Here is a 16,174-nt window from a genome sequence, read left to right on the forward strand (position 1 = left end):
TGAGGATAAAAATATGGCTACCACCACCCTTGGGGTCAAACTCGATGACCCGACCCGCGAGCGCCTGAAGGCCGCCGCAACCTCGATTGATCGCACACCGCACTGGCTGATCAAGCAGGCAATTTTCAATTACCTGGAAAAACTCGAGGGTGGTGCAACCCTGACCGAGCTGAACGGTTTGACCGCCAAGGATGCCGACGAGGCAGGCGAAGTCCACACCGATCACGCTCACCAATGTTTCCTCGAATTTGCCGAAAGCATCCTGCCGCAATCGGTGCTGCGCGCCTCGATCACCGCCGCTTACCGTCGCCCTGAGCCGGAAGTGGTGCCGATGCTGATCGAGCAGGCTCGTCTGCCGGCGCCGATGGCCGAAGCCACCAACAAACTCGCCGCAACCATCGCGGAAAAACTGCGTAACCAGAAGAGTGCCGGCGGTCGTGCAGGCATTGTTCAGGGCCTGCTGCAGGAATTTTCCCTGTCGTCCCAGGAAGGCGTGGCGCTGATGTGCCTGGCCGAAGCGCTGCTGCGTATCCCGGACAAGGGCACTCGCGATGCACTGATCCGCGACAAGATCAGCACCGGCAACTGGCAGCCGCACCTGGGCAACAGTCCGTCGCTGTTCGTCAACGCAGCGACCTGGGGTCTGCTGCTGACCGGCAAACTGGTTTCCACTCACAACGAAGCCGGCCTGACTTCGTCCCTGAGCCGCATCATCGGCAAGAGCGGCGAGCCGATGATCCGCAAGGGCGTCGACATGGCCATGCGCCTGATGGGCGAGCAGTTCGTGACCGGCGAAACCATCGCCGAGGCCCTGGCCAATGCGAGCAAGTTCGAAGCCAAGGGTTTCCGTTATTCCTACGACATGCTCGGTGAAGCGGCGCTGACCGAACACGACGCCCAGAAGTACCTGGCCTCGTACGAACAAGCCATCCACTCGATCGGCAAAGCGTCCCACGGTCGTGGGATTTATGAAGGCCCGGGCATCTCGATCAAGCTGTCGGCCCTTCACCCGCGCTACAGCCGCGCCCAGTACGAGCGCGTGATGGACGAGCTGTACCCGCGTCTGCTGTCGCTGACCCTGCTGGCCAAGCAATACGACATCGGCCTGAACATCGACGCCGAAGAAGCCGACCGTCTGGAGCTGTCGCTGGATCTGCTCGAGCGCCTGTGCTTCGAACCGCAACTGACCGGCTGGAACGGCATCGGTTTCGTGATCCAGGCTTACCAGAAGCGTTGCCCGTACGTGATCGACTACGTGATCGACCTGGCTCGCCGCAGCCGTCATCGCCTGATGATCCGCCTGGTGAAAGGCGCGTACTGGGACAGCGAAATCAAGCGCGCCCAGGTCGAAGGCCTGGAAGGCTATCCGGTCTACACCCGCAAGGTGTACACCGACGTTTCCTACATCGCCTGCGCCCGCAAACTGCTGTCGGTGCCGGAAGTCATCTACCCGCAGTTCGCCACGCACAACGCCCACACCCTGTCGGCGATTTATCACATTGCCGGTCAGAACTATTACCCGGGCCAGTACGAATTCCAGTGCCTGCACGGCATGGGCGAACCGTTGTACGAGCAGGTTGTAGGCAAGGTTTCCGAAGGCAAGCTGAACCGTCCGTGCCGCGTGTACGCTCCGGTCGGCACCCACGAAACCCTGCTGGCGTACCTCGTACGTCGTCTGCTGGAAAACGGCGCCAACACCTCGTTCGTCAACCGCATTGCCGACCAGTCGATTTCGATTCAGGAACTGGTGGCCGATCCGGTTGCGCAGATCGAGCAGATGGCGACCGTGGAAGGTGGTTTCGGCCTGCCGCACCCGCGCATTCCGCTGCCGCGTGATTTGTACGGTTCCGAGCGCGCCAACTCCAGCGGCATCGACATGGCCAACGAACATCGTCTGGCATCGCTGTCCTGCGCCCTGCTGGCGACCGCGCACAACGACTGGAAAGCCGCGCCGATGCTCGGTTGCGCCTCCAGCAACGAAGCGCCGGCACCGGTGCTGAACCCGTCCGATCTGCGTGACGTGGTCGGCCACGTGCAGGAAGCCACCGTCGAAGACGTCGACAACGCCATTCAATGCGCCCTGAACGCCGCTCCGATCTGGCAGGCCACCCCGCCGGCCGAACGTGCCGCGATTCTGGAACGTGCCGCCGACTTGATGGAAGGCGAGATCCAGCCGCTGATGGGCCTGCTGGCCCGCGAAGCCGGCAAGACCTTCGCCAACGCCATCGCCGAAGTCCGCGAAGCCGTCGACTTCCTGCGTTATTACGCGGTGCAGGCCCGCAACGATTTCAGCAACGACGCCCACCGCCCATTGGGCCCGGTGGTCTGCATCAGCCCGTGGAACTTCCCGCTGGCGATCTTCAGCGGTCAGGTTGCCGCCGCACTGGCCGCCGGTAACCCGGTGCTGGCCAAACCGGCCGAACAGACTCCGCTGGTCGCCGCACAAGCCGTGCGTCTGATGCTCGAAGCCGGGATTCCGGAAGGCGTGCTGCAACTGCTGCCGGGTCGCGGTGAAACCGTCGGTGCCGGCCTGGTGGGCGATGAGCGCGTCAAAGGCGTGATGTTCACCGGCTCCACCGAAGTCGCGCGTCTGCTGCAACGCAACATCGCCGGTCGCCTCGACAACCAGGGCCGTCCGATTCCGCTGATCGCCGAAACCGGCGGCCAGAACGCGATGATCGTCGACTCTTCGGCACTGACCGAACAGGTAGTGATCGATGTGGTGTCGTCGGCCTTCGACAGCGCCGGCCAGCGTTGCTCGGCCCTGCGCGTCCTGTGCTTGCAGGAAGATTCCGCTGATCGCGTCATCGAAATGCTCAAGGGCGCGATGGCTGAAAGCCGTCTCGGCAACCCGGAGCGCCTGTCCGTGGACATCGGCCCGGTGATCGACGCCGAAGCCAAGGCCGGCATCGAGAAGCACATCCAGGGCATGCGCGACAAAGGTCGCAACGTGTACCAGGTAGCCATCGCCGATGCCGAGGAAGTCAAACGCGGCACCTTCGTCATGCCGACCCTGATCGAACTGGAAAGCTTCGACGAGCTGCAACGCGAGATCTTCGGCCCGGTGCTGCACGTGGTGCGCTACAAGCGTAAAGAAATCGACCAGTTGATCGCCCAGATCAATGCGTCCGGTTACGGCCTGACCCTCGGCGTGCACACCCGCATCGACGAGACCATCGCCAAGGTGATCGACAACGTCAACGCCGGTAACGTCTACGTCAACCGCAACATCGTGGGTGCCGTGGTCGGCGTCCAGCCGTTCGGCGGCGAAGGCCTGTCGGGTACCGGTCCGAAGGCCGGTGGCCCGCTGTACCTGTACCGCTTGCTGTCGACGCGTCCTACCGATGCCATCGAACAATCCTTCGCTCGCGGTGATGCGGCCGTGGCACCGGACGTTCGTCTGCGCGATGCCCTGAGCAAACCGCTGGTCGCCCTGAAAGCCTGGGCCGACAGCAACAAGTTCGCCGACCTGAGCACTCTGTGCGTGCAATACGCAGCCCAGTCGCAAAGCGGTATCACCCGCGTACTGGCCGGCCCGACCGGCGAGAAGAACAGCTACGCGATCCTGCCGCGCGAGCACGTGCTGTGCCTGGCGGACATCGAAGGTGATCTGCTGACCCAACTCGCTGCGGTACTGGCAGTGGGCGGTTCGGCGGTCTGGCCGGAATCCGACACCAGCAAGGCATTGTTCGCACGCCTGCCGAAGGAGATTCAGGCGCGGATCAAACTGGTTTCCGACTGGAACAAGGACGACGTGGTATTCGATGCGGTTCTGCATCACGGCCACTCCGACCAGTTGCGCGCGGTCTGCCAGCAGATCGCCAAGCGTGCCGGCGCCATCGTCGGGGTTCAGGGCCTGTCCCAGGGCGAGACCAACATTGCGCTGGAGCGCCTGGTGATCGAGCGCGCGTTGAGCGTCAACACTGCAGCAGCGGGCGGTAACGCCAGCCTGATGACCATCGGCTAACCCCCGCGCGATCGTTCCCACGCTCCGCGTGGGAATGCAGCCCTGGACGCTCCGCGTCCCATCGGTGCCAGGCTTGAAGTTGGCAGCGCGGCTGGAACGCGGAGCGTCCCTTGAGGCATTCCCACGCAGAGCGTGGGAACGATCAGCACAGCAACCTGAAAATGGGCGCCCTCACCGGCGCCCATTTTTTTGGCCTCTCCATCACCGTTATCAATCTTCCTGTTCAGCCTTTATTCGCACGCCTAGACTCGGTCCATTCCAAAAAAAGGTAGGCCGCCATGTCCGAGACGCTGCTCAGTTCCCGCAATCTGGCTTTCGAGCTGTACGAAGTCCTCGATGCCGAGGGCCTGACCCGGCGCGAGCGGTTTGCCGAACACAACCGCGAAACCTTCGATGCCGCCATCGGCACGGCGCGCAACATCGCCGAGAAGTACTTCGCACCGCACAACCGTAAGGGCGACGAGAACGAGCCGCGCTACGAGAACGGTCAGGCGATTCTGATTCCCGAAGTGAAACCGGCGGTGGATGCCTTCCTCGAAGCCGGATTCCTCAACGCGGCGCGCAGTTTCGACGCCGGCGGCATGCAACTGCCTACATTGTTGTCCCAGGCCTGCTTCGCCCACTTTCAGTCGGCCAACGCGGCTTCGACTTCCTACCCGTTCCTGACCATGGGCGCGGCCAACCTGATCGAAAGCTTCGGCACCGAAGAACAGAAGCAACGGTTCCTGCAACCGATGATCGACGGTCGTTTCTTCGGCACCATGGCCCTGACCGAACCCCATGCCGGTTCGTCGTTGTCGGATATTCGTACCCGCGCCGAACCAGCGTCCGACGGCACTTATCGCTTGAAGGGCAACAAGATCTTCATCTCCGGCGGCGATCACCCGCTCTCGGAAAACATCGTGCACATGGTGTTGGCCAAACTGCCGGACGCACCGGCCGGGGTGAAGGGGATTTCGCTGTTTATCGTGCCCAAGTTCCTGGTCAACGATGACGGCAGTCTCGGCAAACGCAACGACGTGCTGCTGGCCGGGCTGTTCCACAAGATGGGCTGGCGCGGAACGACCTCGACCGCGCTGAACTTCGGCGATAACGGCGAGTGTGTCGGCTATCTGGTGGGCAAGCCGCATCACGGTTTGAGCTACATGTTCCAGATGATGAACGAGGCGCGAATCGGCGTCGGCATGGGCGCGGTGATGCTCGGTTACGCCGGCTATTTGTACTCGCTGGAATACGCTCGCGAACGTCCGCAGGGCCGGGTGCCGGACAGCAAGGACCCGACGACGGCGCCGGTGGCGATCATTCAGCACGCGGATGTCAGACGCATGCTGCTGACGCAAAAGTCCTACGTTGAAGGTGCGTTCGATCTCGGTCTGTACGCGGCGCGGCTGTTTGATGACACCACCACGCTGGAAACCGAAGCCGAGCGCAAACAGGCGCATGAGCTGCTGGACTTGCTGACGCCGATCGTCAAATCCTGGCCATCGGAGTTCTGCCTCAAGGCCAACGAACTGGCGATCCAGATTCTCGGCGGCCACGGTTACACCCGCGAATACCCGGTGGAGCAGTATTACCGCGACAACCGACTGAACCCGATCCACGAAGGCACCCACGGCATTCAGTCGCTGGACTTGCTGGGACGCAAACTGGCGCAGAACGGTGGCGCCGGGCTCAAGCAACTGATTCGCCTGATTGCCGACACGGCCGAACGCGCGGTGGTGTACGAATCGTTGACCGCATTGCGTGAGCCGCTGGAGAAACTGGTCGCACGCCTGCAGAGCGTGACCATCGGCCTGCTGACGGATCTGGCCCAGGGCAAGGTCAACAGCAGCCTGGCGAATTCGGCGCTGTACCTGAAAGTGTTCGGGCACACGGTGATTGGCTGGCGCTGGCTGGAGCAGGCGATTCGGGCGGAGGAAGGTTTGGCCAAGGGGAATGCGGCGGATGCCGACTTCTATAAGGGCAAATTGCAGGCGGCGCGGTATTTCCTGACGTGGGAAGTGCCGGGCTGCCATCATGAGCTGGCGTTGCTGGAGGTGCGGGATGATACGTGTCTGGGGATGCAGGATGCGTGGTTCTGATCATTAACCGAGCTGGGCCCCTTCCCCTCACCCCAGCCCTCTCCCGGAGGGAGAGGGGGCCGACCGCATAGTTTTGCGAGGTACATCGACCTGAACGACCGAGTCGATTATGGATTCAACGCCGATCCTTCAAGTCGGTGAACCTCTTCAATATTCCCCAATCAGTCCCCTCTACCTCCGGGAGAGGGTTAGGGTGAGGGGCTCTTTGGCTCTTGGCACTCAACTCAACTTGAACCCACCCATCTGCCGCGCCAGATCATCCGCCAGCCGCTGCAGCATCTGACAATCCTCACGACAAGCCCGAACCTCCCCCGCCGTCGCCCGCGCCAGATCGGAAATCCCCTGCACGTTGCGGTTGATCTCCTCGGTCACCGCCGACTGCTCCTCAGTCGCCGTCGCCACCTGATGGTTCATGTCGCTGATGCGCTCGACCTGCCCGGTAATCGCGGTCAAAGACGCACCCGTACGCTGGCTCGACTCAACGCCGGTGCCGGTTGCCGCCTGTCCCGTACGCATTGAAGACACGGCATTCTCCGCCCCCTGTTTGAGACTGCCGATCATCTGCTGGATCTCGTCAGTGGATGCCTGAGTGCGGCGCGCCAAGGTGCGCACTTCATCGGCCACCACCGCAAAACCACGCCCCATGTCCCCGGCCCGCGCCGCTTCAATCGCCGCGTTCAATGCCAACAGATTGGTCTGCTCGGAAACGCCGCGAATCACCGCCAGCACCTGATCGATCGACGCCACCTGATGCGCCAGCTCACCCACCGCGCCGGCCGCGACGCCGATTTCATCGGACATGCTTTCTATATGGCGAATCGAGCCGCCGACCACTTCGCGCGCCTGCATCGCTTCATCGCGAGCGGTTTGCGAGGCGAGCGCGGCGTTGCCGGCGTTCTGGGCGATTTCCTGCACGGTCAGGCCCATTTCGTGGACGGCGGTGGCAACCATGTCGGTCATTTCCTGCTGGCGGCCGGAGCGCTCGGCGGTGTTATCCACAACCCTGGCCACCTGACCCACAGCGACACGCAAACGCTCACTGGTGGTCAACACCTCGGCGATCATCCCGCGCTGACTGTCGAGGAAACGGTTGAAGCCCCGAGCGAGGTCGCCCAGCTCGTCGGCGCGGCTGGAATCTAACCGATGGGTCAAATCTCCACCACCGCTACCGATTGCTACCAGCGCAGCTGTTACCTGACGAATCGGTCGCACCAATCCCTGAGCCAGCCAGATCACCAGCGCCAGGCAAACCAGCGCCACCGCCAGACCGATGCCGCTGCTCATCCACATCGCCCGTCGGGCTTCGGCGTAGATCTGTGACTGCGGCACTTCGGCCACCAGGGTCCAGCCAAGGTCACGCAAAGGCAGGCTGAAGGCGAGGAAGTCTTCGCCGTCGCGCTGGAAGCTGCTGTTGGCGGCCACTTTATGGCCCATGACCGCTTGTGCCGCGCTTGCGCCGATCTGCTCCGTAAGCGTGCGCTTGCCGCTGAATTGCGCCTCGGGATGGACCTGGATCAAACCGTCGGAACGCACGAGATAGACCTTCCCGCGCTCGCCGAAGCTGAAATTGTGGATCAGCTCGGACAGCTCTTTCATGCTCAGACCTAGCCCCGCAACGCCGACCACTTTGCCGGCCTGCTCGACCTTCAGGTCGATGAACAGCGCCAACTCTCCGGTGGCCCCGTCGTTGTCGATGTTCAGGGTTCTGGGCTGATTGCTGTCCAGGAATGAGTAGAACCACGCATCGGCCGGTTTGGCGCGGCTGAGGGTGCGATCCAGGCCTTTTTCGGTGATGTAGTGATTGGATTCGGTGCCGATGATCAGCGCGGTAAACGCCTTGTGTTCGGCGCGGATGCCTTCCAGATATTGCGCGAAGCCTGCCGTTTTGGCGGAGTCTTCACCTGTGGCCAGCCAGTCGCGGACCATTGTGTTGCTGGCGATGTCTTTGGCGGCAGTGAGGGGTTGAACGAGGATTCGCTCGATGTCGTTGCGCGTCGCTTCGATGCTCGACGGCAACGCCTGCTCGACCAGATAGCTCTGGGCGAGGCGGTTGACCACCAGGGTATAAATGCCAACCACGATCAGAATGCTGACCAGCAGAGCGGTGCCCATGCCGAGGATCAACTGCCATTGAATACTGCGACGCCAGAACTGCATGGAGCACCCCCAAAGAATAAGAGGCTGAAACACTGCAACAGCCGTGCCGATTGTATACAACGCAATCGACAATCTTATTCCTTGGTTGTGCGCAACCCATCAACCCTGATTGATGGTCTTGGCGATGGTCTCGACCGTGGCGCTGACTTGCTCTTGGTAACGCTCGAGTTCCTGCTGGTGCTGCTTCTTCATTTCAATCTGCTGCGAGCACAGATTCATCGCCGCCAGCACCAGCAGGCGGTCGCCGATCAGCGTCGGGTATTTGCGTTTGGTGTCGGCCAGTGCGGCCTTGAGCATCAATGCGGCGTCCAGCAGGGTCTGTTCTTCCCCGGCCGGTGCCTTGATCGAATAGTCCTCCCCCATGATGGAGACGACTTTTACCCCTGCTGTGCCGTGGTTCATGCGCTGACAGGGCCTGCGTTGACGCGATCAACCAGGGCCTGGATGCGAGCGGCAGTGGCGCCGTGTTTTTCTTCCTGTTCCATCAGGCTCAGTTGCAGGCTTTCGTTTTCATCCTTGGCCTGGGCCAGTTCCGTGGACAGGGTCTGGTTGGTTTCCGAGAGGGTCTGGTTCTGTTGCACCAGGTCGCTGACGAGCTGTTCCAATTGGCTGAGGGATGCTTCCAACATTTTGATCTTCCAGGGCATTTTCAAAGGGCGCGTACGATAAAGAAAAGTCGTCGTGGATGCCAGGGTTAAACCGGCGCAAGGCCTTGATTTTCCTGGTGGCCGACCGTTCCTGCGAGTGTTAGAGACTGTGATCTGCCGATCTGGTTCCTGCACTTCGTCGCCCGGCCTTCAGTGCGACAAATACGCGCACCGGCTCAAGACTTTAGTCGTATGACCGATAAGTCATCCAACAGCAGTCTCAGCCCGCATGGATGCGGCCCTTCCTGGTATACGCCCCATGTCCCTTCGCAATATGAATATCGCCCCCCGGGCGTTCACCGGTTTCGCCCTGATCGGCGGCCTGATGCTCATTCTCGGTGTGTTCGCCCTGAACCAGATGAGCAAGATCCGCGGCGCGGCCGAAAACATCACCACCACCAGCGTGCCGAGCATCAAGAACCTCGACGAGTTCACTCAACTGACCCTGCGCCTGCGAGTGCTGTCGTACCGTTTGCTGGTGAACCGCGAGCCGGACATCCAGCAGAAAACCATCGAACTGCTGGAGATGCGCAACCAGCAGATCCGCAAGGCCCAGACCGATTACGAGCCGTTGATCGGCAGCCCGGCCGAACGTGCGGCCTACGATCAATACGTGCAGTTGCTGGGTCAGTACCGCCAGATCGAAGACCGGATGAAAACCCTGTCGCGCAACAATCAGGTGGATGAACTGCGCAACCTGCTGAACACCCAGTTGCTCGACAACTCCGAAGCGATGAACTCGGTGCTCAACCGTCTGATGCAAATCAACGGCGAGCAGATCAGCACCACCAACCAGCAAGCCGCCGAGCAGTTTTCTTCGGCTTTCAGTCTGGTGGTGACGCTGCTGGTGATCGCGACCGGCCTGACCTTCCTCTTCGCCTGGCTGCTGACCCTGAGCATCACCAAGCCGATCTCCAAAGCGCTGGATGCGGCGGAAACCATCGCCGAAGGCAACCTGACCCAGCCGATCCACGTTGACGGCACCGACGAAGCCGGTCGCCTGCTGGCAGCCATGGCCAAGATGCAGTCGAAGCTGCGCGACACCCTGCAGCGGATTTCCGGCTCGGCCACCCAACTGGCCTCCGCCGCCGAAGAGCTGAACAGCGTCACCGACGAAAGCGCCCGTGGCCTGACCCAACAGAACAACGAAATCGAACAGGCTGCCACCGCAGTCAACGAGATGACCAGCGCGGTTGAAGAAGTCGCACGCAACGCCGTCAGCACCTCCGAAGCCTCGAAGAACGCCACCACTTCCGCCGGCGACGGTCGCGATCTGGTGCAGGAAACCGTCAGCGCCATCGAGCGCATGAGCGCCGACGTGCAGAGCACCGCGACCCTGATCGGTGATCTGGCCAACGAGTCCCGTGACATCGGCAAGGTGCTGGACGTGATCCGCGGCCTGGCTGACCAGACCAACCTGCTGGCACTCAACGCTGCCATCGAAGCGGCCCGTGCCGGTGAAGCCGGTCGCGGTTTTGCCGTGGTGGCGGACGAAGTCCGTGCCCTCGCGCACCGCACCCAACAGTCGACCAGCGAAATCGAGCGCATGATCGGCAGCATCCAGAGCGGCACCGAACACGCCGTGGATTCGATGCGCAACAGCACCGAGCGCGCCGAATCGACCCTGAACATCGCCCGTGGCGCTGGTCTGTCGCTGGACACCATCAACACGGCCATCGTCGAAATCAACGAGCGCAACCTGGTGATCGCCAGCGCTGCCGAAGAGCAGGCACAGGTTGCACGTGAAGTGGATCGCAACCTGGTCAACATCCGCGATCTGTCGGTGCAATCGGCGACCGGCGCGAATCAGACCAGTGCGGCGAGCAACGAGCTGTCGCGATTGGCGCTGGATCTGAACAATATGGTTGGACGGTTCAGCCTCTAACCCTCGGCGTTGATCGTTCCCACGTCGAGCCGTCTGTGTTGATCGTTCCCACGCTCTGCGTGGGAATGCAGCCCGGGACGCTCCGCGTCCCAAAAGCTGACGCAGAGCGTCCATTGAGGCGTTCCCACGCAGAGCGTGGGAACGATCGCCTCATCTAGTACAAAAGCTTTTTGACAGCATCACATTTCAACAGGTTAGAATCGCTGGCACGCAGACTGCATGGTCAGTTTGTGCCCGCCTTTCCGCTTCTGGAGTACTGCCTTTGAATGCGACGACCATCAACAGCCTGTTCTTGATCGGCGCGTTGCTGGTAGGTGCGAGCATTCTTGTCAGTTCCCTTTCGTCGCGTCTCGGCATCCCGATTCTGGTGATCATCCTTGCAGTCGGCATGACTGCCGGGGTCGATGGCGGCGGCATCATTTTCGATAACTACCCGACGGCCTATCTGGTCGGCAACCTCGCTCTGGCGGTGATCCTCCTCGACGGCGGTTTGCGCACCCGGGTGTCCAGTTTCCGCGTGGCCTTGTGGCCGGCCTTGTCGCTGGCCACCGTCGGCGTCCTTATAACCACCGGTCTCACCGGCATGGCCGCTGCGTGGCTGTTCGACCTGAACCTGATTCAAGGCCTGTTGATTGGCGCCATCGTCGGCTCGACGGACGCCGCAGCGGTGTTCTCGCTGCTCGGCGGCAAGGGCCTGAACGAACGGGTGACCGCCAGCCTGGAAATCGAGTCCGGCAGCAACGACCCGATGGCGGTGTTCCTCACCGTGACCCTGATCGACATGCTCGCCAGCGGCCAGACCGGCCTGCACTGGAGCCTGTTGACCCACCTGATCCGCGAGTTCGGCATCGGTGGCGTGATCGGCCTCGGCGGCGGCTGGCTGATGCTGCAACTGGTCAACCGGATCAACCTCGCCACCGGCCTCTATCCGATCCTGGTAATCGCCGGCGGTCTGGTGGTGTTCGCCCTGACCAACGCCCTGCACGGCAGCGGCTTCCTCGCCGTTTACCTGTGCGGCCTGGTGATCGGCAACCGTCCGGTGCGCAGCCGCCACGGCATCCTGCACATGCTCGACGGCATGGCGTGGCTGGCGCAGATCGGCATGTTCCTGGTGCTGGGCTTGCTGGTTACTCCGCACGACTTGCTGCCGATCGCCCTGCCTGCTCTGGGCCTGGCGCTGTGGATGATCCTGTTCGCACGGCCGCTGTCGGTGGTGGTCGGGTTGCTGCCGTTCAAGGCTTTCCATGGTCGCGAAAAGGCGTTCATTTCCTGGGTCGGCCTGCGCGGCGCGGTACCGATCATTCTGGCGGTGTTCCCTCTGATGGCCGGGCTGCCGAATGCGCAGCTGTATTTCAACCTCGCGTTCTTCATCGTACTGGTGTCGCTGCTGGTGCAGGGCACGAGCCTGCCGTGGGTGGCCAGACTGCTCAAGGTGACGGTGCCGCCGGAGCCTGCGCCGATCTCCCGTTCGGCCCTGGAAGTGCACATCACCAGCGAGTGGGAGCTGTTCGTTTACAAGCTTGGCGCAGAGAAATGGTGCATCGGTTCACCCCTGCGGGAGCTGAAAATGCCCGAAGGCACCCGTATCGCCGCCCTGTTTCGCGGTCAGCAACTGCTCCATCCGTCGGGTAGTACGGTGCTGGAAGTCGATGATTTGCTGTGCGTTATCGGCCATGAACACAACTTGCCGGCCCTCGGAAAACTGTTCAGCCAGGCACCGCAACGGGGCCTCGATCTGCGTTTCTTCGGCGACTTCGTACTCGAAGGAGACGCCCAGCTCAAAGCGGTTGCGGCCCTTTACGGCCTACCGGCCGAAGGTATCGATCCGGACATGACCCTGGGCCACTTCATTGCCCAGAAAGTCGGCGGTGCGCCGATCGTGGGCGACCAGGTGGAATGGAACAACACCCACTGGACGGTTGCGGTCATGGACGGGAACAAGATCGCCAAAGTGGGCGTCAGATTCCCCGAAGGAAGTCGCCCGGGCCCCGGGCTCTTCCTCTAAACTGCCTCCACTCTCACTTGCTTGACCGGTCTCTATGCCTACCCTGCGCTCCTTTTTCCTCGCGGCCCTGCTGGGCCTGAGTCTTACTGTCGGCCCGCTGCACGCCGCAGAACCGCCATCCAGCGACGCCGTGCAGGCCAACCTGGACAAGCTCACCGACAGCAAACTGCCCGAGGCCGACAAAAAGGCCCTGCAAACGCTCCTGCAAAACACGCTGAACCAGCTCAACAACCGGCGTGACTACGAGCAGAAGCTGAGCGACCTCAAGCAGCAGTTGGCCACTGCGCCGAAGCAGACCATCGAGAACGCGCGCGAACTGACGCGACTCAAGGCCACCCCTGTGGTGCCAGTGGCGCAGCGCTTCACCAAAGAGAACATCCAGCAGCTGGAGCAGATACTCACCGAGCGCTCGACCCAGCAAAGCGATCTGCAAAAAGCCCTGGCCGACGCCAACAGCCTGATCATCACTGCGCAAACTCGCCCGGAGCGCGCCCAGGCAGAAATCGCCAGCAGCCAGACGCGCATCCAGCAGATCAACAACATCCTCAAGACCGGCAAGGACAGCGGCAAGACCCTGAGCGCCGAGCAACGCGACCTGCTCAACGCCGAGCTGGCGTCGCTCAATGCACTGATCCCGCTGCGCCGTCAGGAACTGGCCGGCAACAACCAGTTGCAGGATCTGGGCAACAGCCAGCATGACCTGCTCACGGAAAAGTCCGACCGCCTGGACCATGAGATTCAGGAACTGCAAACCCTGATCAACCAGAAACGTCTGACCCTGTCTCAGGAAACCGTGACGCAGCAGTCGATCGAGGCTCAGAAGTCGGGCAGCAGCACCCTGCTCGCCACTGAAAGCGCGGCCAACCTCAAGCTCTCCGACTACCTGCTCAAAAGCACCGACCGCCTCAACGAGCTCACCCAGCAGAACCTGCAGACCAAGCAGCAGCTGGACAGCGTGACCCAGAGCGATTCGGCCCTCGACGAGCAGATCAACGTGCTCAAGGGCAGCCTGCTGCTGTCGAAGATTCTCTATAAACAGAAACAGGCGCTGCCGCGCCTCAAGGTCGACCGCGACCTGGCGGATCAGATCGCCGACATTCGCCTGTACCAGTTCGAAATCAACCAACAGCGCGAACAGTTGAGCAATCCGGCGACTTACGTCGACAACCTGCTGTCCACCCAACCGCCGGAGCAAGTCACGCCACAGCTGCGCAAGAGCCTGCTGGAGCTGGCCAACACCCGCGTCGATCTGCTGGAGCGGCTGAGTCGCGAACTGAGCGCGATGCTCAACGAGTCGATCACCCTGCAACTGAACCAGAAGCAACTGCTGAGCACCGCGCAAAGCCTGCGCGCGACCCTCGACGAGCAGATGTTCTGGATCCCCAGCAACAAGCCGCTGGACAACGAGTGGATTCGCGGCGTGCCGGAACGCCTGAAACGCCAGATCGACACCCTGCCGCTGGCCTCGAGCCTGAGCGAACTGACCGACGGCCTCACTCAGCGCCCGCTGCTGTTCCTGCCGCTGGCGCTGCTGATCGGCGCGCTGCTGTGGCGCCGCAAACAGCTGTATTCGCGACTGAACAAGGTCCACCAGGATATCGGTCACTTCAAACGTGACAGCCAGTGGCACACCCCGCAGGCAATTCTGATCAACATCCTGCTGGCGATGCCGGTGGCGCTGGGCCTGGCGTTGTGCGGGCTGGCGCTACAGATCGACGCCCGGGGCCAGAACGCCAACATGGGTGCGGCCCTGCTGCAAATGGGCCAGGCGTGGCTGGTGTTCTACACCGCTTACCGGATCCTCGCGCCGGGCGGTGTGGCCGAGCTGCATTTCCGCTGGGAAAAACCGCAGGTCGAATTCCTTCAGGGCTGGGTGCGTCGCCTCGGTCTGGTGGTGATGGCACTTGTGGCGGTGGTGGCGGTTGCCGAACTGCAACCGGCGGCGCTGGCCGATGACGTCATCGGCATGCCGGTGGTGCTGACCTGCTACGCCCTGATGGGGTGGCTGCTCAGTCGACTGCTGATCAGCAGCCCGGCCCACGAAAACGCCTCGCTGTTCCGCAAGGCCGTGGGTGTGATGTTCACCCTCCTGCCGATCGCCCTGTTCGTCGCGGTGTGCTTCGGCTACTACTACACCGCGCTGAAACTCAGCGACCGCTTGATCAACACCCTGTACCTGCTGATGTTCTGGCTGGTGATCGAAGCCACCTTCGTCCGTGGTCTGGCGGTCGCGGCACGGCGTCTCGCCTACCAGCGGGCCCTGGCCAAACGTCAGGCAGCGAAAGAAGCCGGCGACGGCGAAGCGGTGATCGAAGAACCGACCCTGGACATCGAAAAGGTCAACGAACAGTCCCTGCGCCTGATTCGCCTGGCGCTGCTCGGCGGTTTCATCGCCGCGCTGTACTGGGTCTGGGCCGACCTGATCACGGTGTTCTCGTACCTCGACAACATCACCCTCTACGAATACACCAGCGGCACCGGCGCCAACATGAGCATGGTGCCGATCAGCATCGGCGACATGCTGGGCGCGCTGATCATCATCGGCATCACCTTTGCGCTCGCACGCAACTTGCCGGGTCTGCTTGAAGTGTTCGTGCTGTCGAAACTCAATCTGGCCCAAGGCAGTGCCTACGCGACCACGACGCTGCTGTCGTACGTGATCGCCGGGGTCGGCTTCGTCTCGACCCTGTCGACCCTCGGCGTGAGCTGGGACAAGTTGCAATGGCTGGTGGCGGCGCTGTCGGTCGGCCTCGGCTTCGGTATGCAGGAGATCTTCGCGAACTTCATCTCCGGCATCATGATCCTGTTCGAACGTCCGGTGCGGATCGGCGACACCATCACCATCGGCAATCTGTCGGGCACGGTGAGCAAGATCCGCATCCGTGCCACGACCATCACCGACTTCGACCGCAAGGACATCATTGTCCCGAACAAGACGTTCATCACCGGGCAACTGATCAACTGGTCGCTGACCGATACCATCACCCGGGTGACGCTGAAACTCGGCGTCGATTACGGCTCCGATCTGGATCTGGTCAAGGAACTGCTGCTCAAGGCCGCCCGGGAAAACCCGCGCGTGCTGAAGGAACCCGAGCCGCACGTGTACTTCCTCAACTTCGGCGAAAGCACCCTCGACCACGAACTGCGCATGCACGTGCGCGACCTCGGTGACCGCAACCCGGTGATCGACGAGGTCAACCGCTTCATCAACCGCGAGTTCAAGAAGCAGCACATCAACATCTCGTTCCGGCAGATGGAGGTTTACCTGAAGAACCTTCACGGCCAGGAGTACAAACTGGTGCCGGTCGAAGACGACAGCAAAACCATCGTCCCGATCAGCGGCGAGCAAAAACCGCTGCAAGAGCCGCCACCCGCCAAACTCGACTAACCCGGCTAATCCCAGCAGAATGCTCGGACATTCTGCTGGAGCCG

At 62.0% G+C, this 16,174-nt stretch carries 7 protein-coding genes and 3 pseudogenes; 6 read left to right on the forward strand and 4 right to left on the reverse strand.

Annotated features, from left to right (window positions below; genetic code table 11):
* Positions 1-13: 13 nt before the first annotated feature.
* Together putA and AC3WRD_RS01045 are read left to right on the forward strand one after the other, a co-directional pair.
* Positions 14-3,967, forward strand: coding sequence for a trifunctional transcriptional regulator/proline dehydrogenase/L-glutamate gamma-semialdehyde dehydrogenase (gene putA, locus AC3WRD_RS01040; RefSeq protein ID WP_102620175.1), 3,954 nt, complete (start codon positions 14-16; stop codon positions 3,965-3,967).
* Positions 3,968-4,245: 278 nt separating this feature from the next.
* Positions 4,246-6,048: an acyl-CoA dehydrogenase gene (locus AC3WRD_RS01045; protein WP_102620176.1), complete on the forward strand. Its 1,803-nt coding sequence runs from the start codon at positions 4,246-4,248 to the stop codon at positions 6,046-6,048.
* A gap of 219 nt (positions 6,049-6,267) precedes the next feature.
* Here AC3WRD_RS01045 and AC3WRD_RS01050 read toward each other — a convergent pair whose 3' ends face one another.
* From AC3WRD_RS01050 to AC3WRD_RS01065, 4 genes and pseudogenes are all read right to left on the reverse strand, one after another.
* Positions 6,268-7,113, reverse strand: a complete 846-nt coding sequence (locus AC3WRD_RS01050) for a methyl-accepting chemotaxis protein (protein WP_492604502.1) — start codon at positions 7,111-7,113, stop codon at positions 6,268-6,270.
* Between the two features lie 21 nt (positions 7,114-7,134).
* Positions 7,135-8,205 (reverse strand): annotated as a pseudogene (locus tag AC3WRD_RS01055) (cache domain-containing protein); the annotation flags it as partial.
* 99 nt (positions 8,206-8,304) lie between these two features.
* Positions 8,305-8,607, reverse strand: a complete 303-nt coding sequence (locus AC3WRD_RS01060) for a cell division protein ZapA (protein WP_096819884.1) — start codon at positions 8,605-8,607, stop codon at positions 8,305-8,307.
* On the reverse strand, positions 8,604-8,834 hold the full coding sequence (locus AC3WRD_RS01065; RefSeq protein ID WP_007952320.1) for a hypothetical protein: 231 nt from the start codon (positions 8,832-8,834) through the stop codon (positions 8,604-8,606). The genes AC3WRD_RS01060 and AC3WRD_RS01065 overlap by 4 nt, the downstream gene beginning before the upstream one ends.
* Positions 8,835-9,177: 343 nt before the next feature.
* Here AC3WRD_RS01065 and AC3WRD_RS01070 point away from each other — a divergent pair.
* The 4 genes and pseudogenes from AC3WRD_RS01070 to mscK all read left to right on the forward strand — a co-directional run.
* Positions 9,178-9,834, forward strand: a pseudogene (locus tag AC3WRD_RS01070) (MCP four helix bundle domain-containing protein); the annotation flags it as partial.
* Positions 9,835-10,137: 303 nt separating this feature from the next.
* A pseudogene (locus AC3WRD_RS01075) lies at positions 10,138-10,737 on the forward strand (methyl-accepting chemotaxis protein); the annotation flags it as partial.
* A gap of 262 nt (positions 10,738-10,999) precedes the next feature.
* Positions 11,000-12,742, forward strand: a complete 1,743-nt coding sequence (locus tag AC3WRD_RS01080) for a potassium/proton antiporter (RefSeq protein ID WP_096819886.1) — start codon at positions 11,000-11,002, stop codon at positions 12,740-12,742.
* 34 nt (positions 12,743-12,776) lie between these two features.
* A complete protein-coding gene (gene mscK, locus AC3WRD_RS01085; RefSeq protein WP_102620178.1) occupies positions 12,777-16,130 on the forward strand; it encodes a mechanosensitive channel MscK in 3,354 nt (1,117 codons plus the stop codon).
* Positions 16,131-16,174: the final 44 nt, after the last annotated feature.

The organism is Pseudomonas sp. FW215-R2, from assembly GCF_058789255.1.

Coding starts and splice junctions, on each gene's coding strand:
- AC3WRD_RS01065 (WP_007952320.1), bottom strand. CDS start 8,834: ATGTTGGAAGCATCCCTCAGCCAATTGGAACAGCTCGTCAGCGACCTG.
- AC3WRD_RS01050 (WP_492604502.1), bottom strand. CDS start 7,113: ATGATCGCCGAGGTGTTGACCACCAGTGAGCGTTTGCGTGTCGCTGTG.
- AC3WRD_RS01045 (WP_102620176.1), top strand. CDS start 4,246: ATGTCCGAGACGCTGCTCAGTTCCCGCAATCTGGCTTTCGAGCTGTAC.
- AC3WRD_RS01060 (WP_096819884.1), bottom strand. CDS start 8,607: ATGAACCACGGCACAGCAGGGGTAAAAGTCGTCTCCATCATGGGGGAG.
- mscK (WP_102620178.1), top strand. CDS start 12,777: ATGCCTACCCTGCGCTCCTTTTTCCTCGCGGCCCTGCTGGGCCTGAGT.
- putA (WP_102620175.1), top strand. CDS start 14: ATGGCTACCACCACCCTTGGGGTCAAACTCGATGACCCGACCCGCGAG.